Source organism: Micromonospora sicca (assembly GCF_003172935.1).
Taxonomy (GTDB): domain Bacteria; phylum Actinomycetota; class Actinomycetes; order Mycobacteriales; family Micromonosporaceae; genus Micromonospora; species Micromonospora sicca.
On sequence record NZ_QGKS01000489.1, the window covers coordinates 1 to 7154 of the forward strand.

Below are 7154 nucleotides of genomic sequence, written 5' to 3' on the forward strand. Positions count from 1 at the left end.
CCCCCGCCACCGCGCCCGGACTGGCCGCGCTCCTCGCCGCCACCGCCCGCGTCACCGGAAGGACCCTGCAGTGACCCGCCCGGAGCCCTGGCGCAACAGCGAACAGCAGGAGCCGATCTTCGAGGTGTCCGGTCCGGACGGCGCGTCGCTACGCTGCCAGATCTGTGGAGCCGTCGACGAGGTCTTCCAGAACGAGGCGCCGTCCATGGCCGGCTACGGCGAAGACACCTACGCTCGCTGCACCCGCTGCGGATCCGTGGAAACCACCGACCCGGTGTTCGGCTGGCGCGCCAAGCCCGCACCATGGCCACCGCCGAGGACAACAGAAGCGGACGCGGACACGCGTCGCGCGGTGATCAGCGAGGGGGCGGGCACCCGCAGGCCGGCGAAGGCTCCGTGCGGGACCTGCCCCTACCGCCGCGACGTGCCCTCCGGCGTGTGGGACGCCTCCGAGTACGCCAAGCTGCCCGCCTACGACCAGCCGACCGCACTACAACCCGCCGGGCTGTTCCTGTGCCACCAGGCCGATGGGAGGGTGTGTGCGGGCTGGGCCGGCTGCCACGACACCGACAACCTTCTCGCTCTGCGGCTGGCCGCCCTGCACGGCATGCCTCCGGAGGAGGTCACGGCGACCCGCGCCTACGTCTCCCCCGTGCCGCTGTTCGGCTCCGGCTTCGAGGCCGCGGAGCACGGCATGGCCGGCATCGACGACCCAGACGCGAAGGCCAGGCGGGCGATCAGCCGCCTGCATCCGAAGGTCTCCGCACGGCGGTTGCCCGGTGTCGTGCACGACCTGCCCGTCCCCCCGGCGCCAGCCGACGGGGACTGTCTCACCTGGGCGCCCGCCACCGCTGAGCGGCTGCGGCAGCGCGGCTATCCCGCGCAGGTGGTCGACGTGGCCGGCTGGGCGGACGAGCAGGCCGGCGTCGTCGCCTTCATCCATCGCACGGTCCTGCTCGCCGAACCGGGCAGCGACTCCACCGACTGGCACATCGTCGACGTGACCGCCCGCCAGTTCGACCCCACCCTGCCCGCCCGCTGGCTCACCATCTGGCACGACTACCTGACCGCGCTGGCGGACGCGACCGGAGTGCCACGGGTGACCATCTGGCCGCTGCAGTCCCCCTGACCTAGCCGGACCGGCGCACCGGCTCCAGCCCGCCTGTCCCAACGGGAGCCGCTCTCACGGGCCGTCAACGGCGGATGGCCCCGCAACCGATCGCTTGCGTGGCCATCCGCCCTGCCCCACAGGCCACCCGTCGCCCGGCTGGCCCTTATCCGCGCGGCCTCGCCGTGGCCACGCCCGCTCTGTCCCGCCGTGAACACTCGAAGGAGTTGCTTGTGAGCACCCGCTGCTACGTCGGCGCCACCAACGCCCACCAGCCGCATCTTGTGCACGCCCGGTTCGTGCTGTTCGACGGCTATCCCACCGCCGTCATCCGCGGCCTCGCCAACATCTGGGCCGGCCACGCCCACCAGGACACCCACGTCCTCCTCGCCGCTGTCCTGGCCCACGACTGGGAGTACCTCGACTCCACCACCACGTCCGGTGTCGCCGGCGCGGTGCCCGGTGTCGGCGTGCCCCTCGCCGCTGCCCCGGACGGCACCGTGGAGGCGCCGGATCCGATCACCGTCTTCCCCCTGTCGCAGGCCGTCCACCTGGACGTGGCATGGATCTACCTCATCGACGCCGACACCGACACCGTCGCCGTGCACACCGGCGACGGTGAGCCTACCGGCCGCTACCATCTGGGCGCCTGCGTCACCGTGGGCCCCTCACCCCGGCGCCAGGGAGGCGTCGCGCGTTCCCTGGCCCCGCATCATTGCTGCGTACCCGCGCCGCGGGTGGTGCCGTGACCGGCCGCGTCCTCGCCGCCGTCGCCGCCGGTGTGCTCGCCCTGCTCGTGTTGTGTGCCGGCGGCATCGGCGCGTTGTTCACCGGCGGCGGTACGGCCTCCGCTGCCTGCTACCGGGCCGTGGGGCCGGACGGCCAGCCGCTGCTGCCCACCGTCAGCGTGTCCCCACCAGCTAGCGGCGTCGGCGGGTGGAGCAGCGAGGAGGTCGGCAACGCCGCCACCATCGTCGCCGTCGGCGCCGCGCAGGGTGTCCCGCCGCGCGGCTGGGTCATCGCCCTGGCCACCGCGATGCAGGAGTCCACCCTGCGGAACCTGCCCGGCGGGGACCGGGACTCGGTCGGGCTGTTCCAGCAGCGTCCCTCGCAGGGCTGGGGCAGCCCCGCCCAGCTCCAGGATCCCCGCTACGCCGCCGGGAAGTTCTACAACGCGCTGCTCACGGTCGACGGCTGGCAGGGCATGCCGCTCACCGACGCCGCGCAGGCCGTGCAGCGCTCCGCCTTCCCCGGCGCCTACGCCAAGTGGGAAAACGACGCGATCGCCCTGGTCCGTGTCCTCACCGGCGGCACCGCGGCCGGCCCGATCGCAGGCGATCTGGAGCAGGCGATGAGCAACCCGCTGTGTCTGTTCGACGGCGGTGACGGCCAATTCGGCGGCGCACCGGTCTCCCTACCGCCCGGGTTCAACCTGCCGGCGGGCACGCCGCTGCCGGTGGTCACCGCGATCGGCTGGGCCCTGGCCCAGCTGGCCACCCCCTACACCTTCGGCGGGGACTGCACCGCCGCGCACTCCGGCGTCCCCGCCCGGCAGTGCGACTGCTCGTCGCTGCTGCAGCAGGCCTACCGGGCCGCCGGTGTCAGCATCCCCCGCACCACCGGCGAACAGGTCCACGCCGGCCAGCCGGTCACCGACTACCGCGACCTGCGCCCGGGTGACCTGCTGTTCATCCCGGGCAGCCGCGGCAGCACCAGCCGGCCCGGCCACGTCGGGATGTACCTCGGCCAAGGGCTGATCGTCCAGGCACCGCACACCGGCGACGTCGTCAAGATCACCCGACTGTCCACGTGGCGCGCGCAGCTCGCCGCTGTCCGCCGCATCGTCAACTAGCCGAAACCAAACCTGTAGGTTCTCAACCTCGATGACGCTTTCTCAAGATCGCGTCGCGGCCAATGTCGCTTGCGACATGAATGTGGAAAAGCGTCGGTGTCCGTCTCATTCGATCTGACCTGGGCCAACGAGCTGACCTGTGATGGGACAGGTTGAGTGAGACATGATCACTCGTGCGTCTCACTCAATCTGGTTGCCGGGCCGGTTTGCCAGCTTCTGTCGTACTGAATCTGGCCTCTCAGCAGCAATGTCCCCCCGGCCGTAATCAGCCGGGCTTGATCTGGCCGAGCTGCACAAGCAACTGAACTCCTCGGTACGCTTCGGCCATGTCCCGGCAGGTGAACGTCACCGTGCGCGCGCCAGGGGCACGGGCGAATCCGGGAACCAGGGTCGCCAAATCCACAGTGTACGGACCGTAGAGATCGACCTCGACCTCGACGGGCCCGGACAGGACCAGCGGCTGCACCTGGCCGCGCTGCTGTACCGCCCGGCCGGCTGCTTGCCGAAGGCGCTCCTGCGCTTTGCCGGGGTGCAGCACGTCCGCCGCAGCCTGACCGAGTGCGCGCTTGACCTCGACGGTCACCGCGCCGGGGACGAATTCGCGCAGCTCGGCGCAAGCCGCATCGTCGCCGCTGATCAACACCACCGGCGCGCCGAAGTGGCCAGCCAGGGCCGCGTTGAGGCCGATCTCGCCCACCGGCCGCCCATTGAGCCGTACCTCCAGCACTGCATCGCTCATGGTGTGTGCCAGCACCGCCGGTCCTGAACCGGCCCGCGCGTGGTATCCGACGAACAGCACCGCATCCGCGCCCGCGTCGAGCCCGGCCATCATGCCGAGCGGGCGGGGCTTGCCGCGGACTAATCGAGCACGCTGGTCGAGCTCCTCCACCAGCAGGTTCCGGTAGGGCCCGTGCGCGTCCGCCACCAGCACGACCGCGTCAGGCTCCGCGTCCAGCACACCGGCGACGGCCGCGTTGACCTCGGCTGTCATCAGCTTGCGAGACCGCTCGTAGTCGTATCCGCCCGGATTGGTCTCGGTGACGTGGACGATTCCCGAGATCCCTTCCAAATCGGCCGAAATGAGCACCGTGAGCCCCGTCGTCATCGCACCACCGTACTGGCATCCCGCACGACACGGAGCTGCCCACCTTCAATGACAGTCCATGACGGGCCACCGCGCGCCACCTCGCATCAGTCATCGAGATCGACCGGTCGCTGAACGCCGGGCCGATCTTCGTATCGCAGGGTCCAAGCCGGACGGACCGGCCCGGTCAGCTCGGTGCGATCTTTCACCCGGTCCTGGAATACGACCAAGTTTGCATACAAGTACTCCGCCAGTTGCCTGACCCGCGCTTCAAGGGCCCCCGAACGGGCCGACCACCCCTGATTTGCACCCCCGGCCCGCCGGGCCGGGGGTTCCCGCTGCGTTGATGGAGGTCCATTGTGAGTTGTTCCACCCTCGTCGGCGTCACCGGTTCCGGTGGCGCCTACGCCGCCCGCTGGTTGCACTGGGGCGGCGATCCTAAGCCGATCATGCCGCCGCTGCGGCGCATCTGGCAGCACACCTTCGCCCGGCACACCCTTCCCATGACGGAGGCGCTGCTGCGCCACGACTGGGTCACTCTCGACCCCGCCGTGACCCGTGCCAGCCGCCGGCACGGCGGGCCGCCGGTGGCTGGCGTCGGTTACGCCACCGACCTGCAGGGCGGGATTCGCCGCGGCCGTGTCGACGAGACGGCGCAGGGCTACCTCGAGTGGATGTACCTGATCGACGTGGCCACCGACACGGTCCTGGTCTACGAGGCCACCTGTCACAGCCGGTGGCTGCGGCGCAGCCAGCACCCGCTCGACCCGGCATCGGCCGGCAGGGTGGTGGGCTGTGGCGGCTACACCGACCACGGCCACCGCTGGGACACCGCACGCCTGTGGCTGCCGGATGCCCGCGCCGGGCTGGACGCCGAGGTCTGCCTGGCGGCACATCCGCACGGCGCGGCGGTCATCCGGTTCACGGACGCCACCGCCCACGCGATCACCGCCGCCACCACACCCACCACCCCGACGCAGGGCGAGCCCGGGCGGCAGGCGCCGTGGCTGCGCAGCGTCGGCACGGAGTTCGACCTGATGTGGGCCGACCGGCGGGCGCCCCGACCGTACCGGCTGCGCCGCGACGCCGACGGGCTCCTGCTGCTCGAGGCCGACGTGCCGGGCCGGTCGTGGCGGCTGCTGACCGCCCCGGCCGAGGGGATGGGGCGATGACCTACCAGCCGGGCGAGCGGGTGGCGCTCGTGCACACCACCGACCCGCACACTCTGCTGCGCCCCGGTGACGAAGGCACGGTGCGCCGCTACGACCCCGACCTGCGGATCGTCGACGTCGACTGGGACAGCGGCTCTCGGCTGGCGATGGTCCTCGACGCCGGTGACCGCATCCGCCGCATCGCCGGCAAGGACGTGTCGGACGCTGACTGGCGGCGGGTACTCGACGCGCTGCGCGCCGCGGGGGCCACCGCCGGCCGGGCAGCGGCGCAATGGTGGGCCCAGGACGCTGTCGGCGGCCGGGCCCGCGGCAGCGTCGCCGGGACCGCCCGGCAGGTCCTGACCGCGGTCGACGACGGCGACCCGGCAGTGCTCGACGGCCTTCCCGCGGCCGACCGATACTCCGTCGCCGAGGACCGGGACCGGTATGCCGAGGCGGCACCGGACGGGGCGCCGGCGTGGGACGGCCTGACCGCGGGCCGCTGCGACCAGACGCGGTGGGCGTGGTGCGACGGCTTCGACGCCGCGGTCACCGACGAGGTCGCCCGGCAGTGCCGTGTGGTGTTGAGCCCCACCGGGGACGACCGCGACCTGAGCCACCTGCACCCGAAGCAGGCGCGGATCGGTGGGCCCGGCGTGTTCGCCGGGGACTGGGCGTGGACACCGAACGCCGAGGGTGAGATGCGCATCCTCGTCGGGTTCATCGGGACGCTGGTCGACACGTGGAACGGGTGGGCGGTGTTCACCTGTACCCGGCAGGTGGCCGAGGCGATCGTCGCCGACCAGCACGCCGCCCGCGACCGCTACCGGCAGCACCTCGCCACCGAGGGCGTCACCGGCACCGACCAGGACGATCTCGTGGACGAGTCGATGGCCCGGATGCGGTTCGACGGCGACGTCATCGAGGTCGACGAAAGCAGGGTGCACGGCGACCCGGAGGCGGTGCAGCGCATCGCCCCGAGCGCGGACGGCCGGTACATCGTCATGGGCTGGGCCTGGACGTGGATCCCGGTGCACCCCTACGACTGCGACCGCATCGCCGGCGACATCCCCGGCCCGGTCGACCCGGCGCCAGCTGCCGAGTCCTGACCCGCTTCCATTCCGCACGCTTCATGACCCTGATCGGAGCACCATGCGCGATGACATCGTCGACGAGTTCGGCGACTACGCCCACGAGGAGATCCTGCAGGCCCTGGTGCGGCACCTGCTCACCAGCGACGAGCTGGACCGGCTCTGCGACGACGCCGACCTACCCCAGCTGACCGACAGCGACGGGCAGCCGGTCCACATCACCTCAGCCCGCACCTACCGCGACGCCGCAGTCCTCACCCTCGACCGGGGAGTGTGGCTGGAACTGTCCGACGGCAGCGTGTTCGGCCTGACCCTGCAGATCTCCCGACGGCCGACCGCCGAGGTGACCCTCCGCCGCCGCTAACCACCCCCGGCACCTGATCCCCGCTCGACTTGATCGAGCCGGTGCCAGGTGCGTTCCTTGTCGTCGCCCCGCCGACCGGTGGCGCCGGCATCCGCCTACCGGCAGCCCTTCGGGCTGCTTTTTGAGCACCTCACGGAGGTTGCTGGCCGTCCCTGCCACGGGGTCGGTCCGCCAACGTCCGTCTCCGCCGCGCGGACACCGCACCACCGCCCGCGCACTCGGAGACGGGTGCGCGGGCCCACACCTCTACGACAGGAGACGCAGCATGGACCCTGCAGCCCAAGCACCGCCCACCCGCCCGGACGACCCGGCCACCGCAACGGCCTCCTCGGGAGACCGCCGCCCCGGCTACCTCTATCGGCAGGTCGCCGCCTACCTGGCCAGCCAGCCCGACGAGTGGTTGAAGGTCCGGGAGGTCACCGCCGCCATCGCTGCCCGCTCCTCCGGCGCCGTGTTCGAGGCGCTGAAGAAGATGGCCGCCGCCGGATATGCCACCCACTACAC

The 7154-nt window shown here is 71.8% G+C and carries 7 protein-coding genes and 1 pseudogene; 7 read left to right on the top strand and 1 reads right to left on the bottom strand.

Annotated elements, in window-relative coordinates; genetic code table 11:
- Positions 1-70 precede the first annotated feature (70 nt).
- The 3 genes from DKT69_RS40460 (at position 71) to DKT69_RS35350 (ending at position 2960) form a co-directional block, all read left to right on the top strand.
- On the top strand, positions 71-1129 hold the full coding sequence (locus tag DKT69_RS40460) for a DUF6283 family protein (RefSeq protein ID WP_236648618.1): 1059 nt from the start codon (positions 71-73) through the stop codon (positions 1127-1129).
- 212 nt (positions 1130-1341) lie between these two features.
- The gene (locus DKT69_RS35345; protein ID WP_201750024.1) at positions 1342-1857 is read left to right on the top strand and encodes a hypothetical protein; all 516 of its coding nucleotides are present in this window, start codon (positions 1342-1344) and stop codon (positions 1855-1857) included.
- Positions 1854-2960, top strand: coding sequence for a C40 family peptidase (locus DKT69_RS35350; RefSeq protein ID WP_438361908.1), 1107 nt, complete (start codon positions 1854-1856; stop codon positions 2958-2960). Before DKT69_RS35345 ends, DKT69_RS35350 begins: the two co-directional genes overlap by 4 nt.
- 265 nt (positions 2961-3225) lie before the next feature.
- Here the strand turns inward: DKT69_RS35350 and DKT69_RS35355 are convergent, their stop codons facing one another.
- On the bottom strand, positions 3226-4065 hold the full coding sequence (locus DKT69_RS35355; RefSeq protein WP_109805717.1) for a M55 family metallopeptidase: 840 nt from the start codon (positions 4063-4065) through the stop codon (positions 3226-3228).
- Between the two features lie 338 nt (positions 4066-4403).
- Here DKT69_RS35355 and DKT69_RS35360 point away from each other — a divergent pair, with 338 nt between their 5' ends.
- From DKT69_RS35360 to DKT69_RS35375, 4 genes and pseudogenes are all read left to right on the top strand, one after another.
- On the top strand, positions 4404-5216 hold the full coding sequence (locus DKT69_RS35360; RefSeq protein ID WP_109805718.1) for a hypothetical protein: 813 nt from the start codon (positions 4404-4406) through the stop codon (positions 5214-5216).
- Positions 5213-6304: a DUF4314 domain-containing protein gene (locus DKT69_RS35365; protein ID WP_109805719.1), complete on the top strand. Its 1092-nt coding sequence runs from the start codon at positions 5213-5215 to the stop codon at positions 6302-6304. Before DKT69_RS35360 ends, DKT69_RS35365 begins: the two co-directional genes overlap by 4 nt.
- Positions 6305-6347: 43 nt before the next feature.
- Positions 6348-6650, top strand: a complete 303-nt coding sequence (locus tag DKT69_RS35370; RefSeq protein WP_109805720.1) for a hypothetical protein — start codon at positions 6348-6350, stop codon at positions 6648-6650.
- A 265-nt stretch (positions 6651-6915) separates the two neighbouring features.
- A pseudogene (locus DKT69_RS35375) lies at positions 6916-7154 on the top strand (AAA family ATPase); the annotation flags it as partial.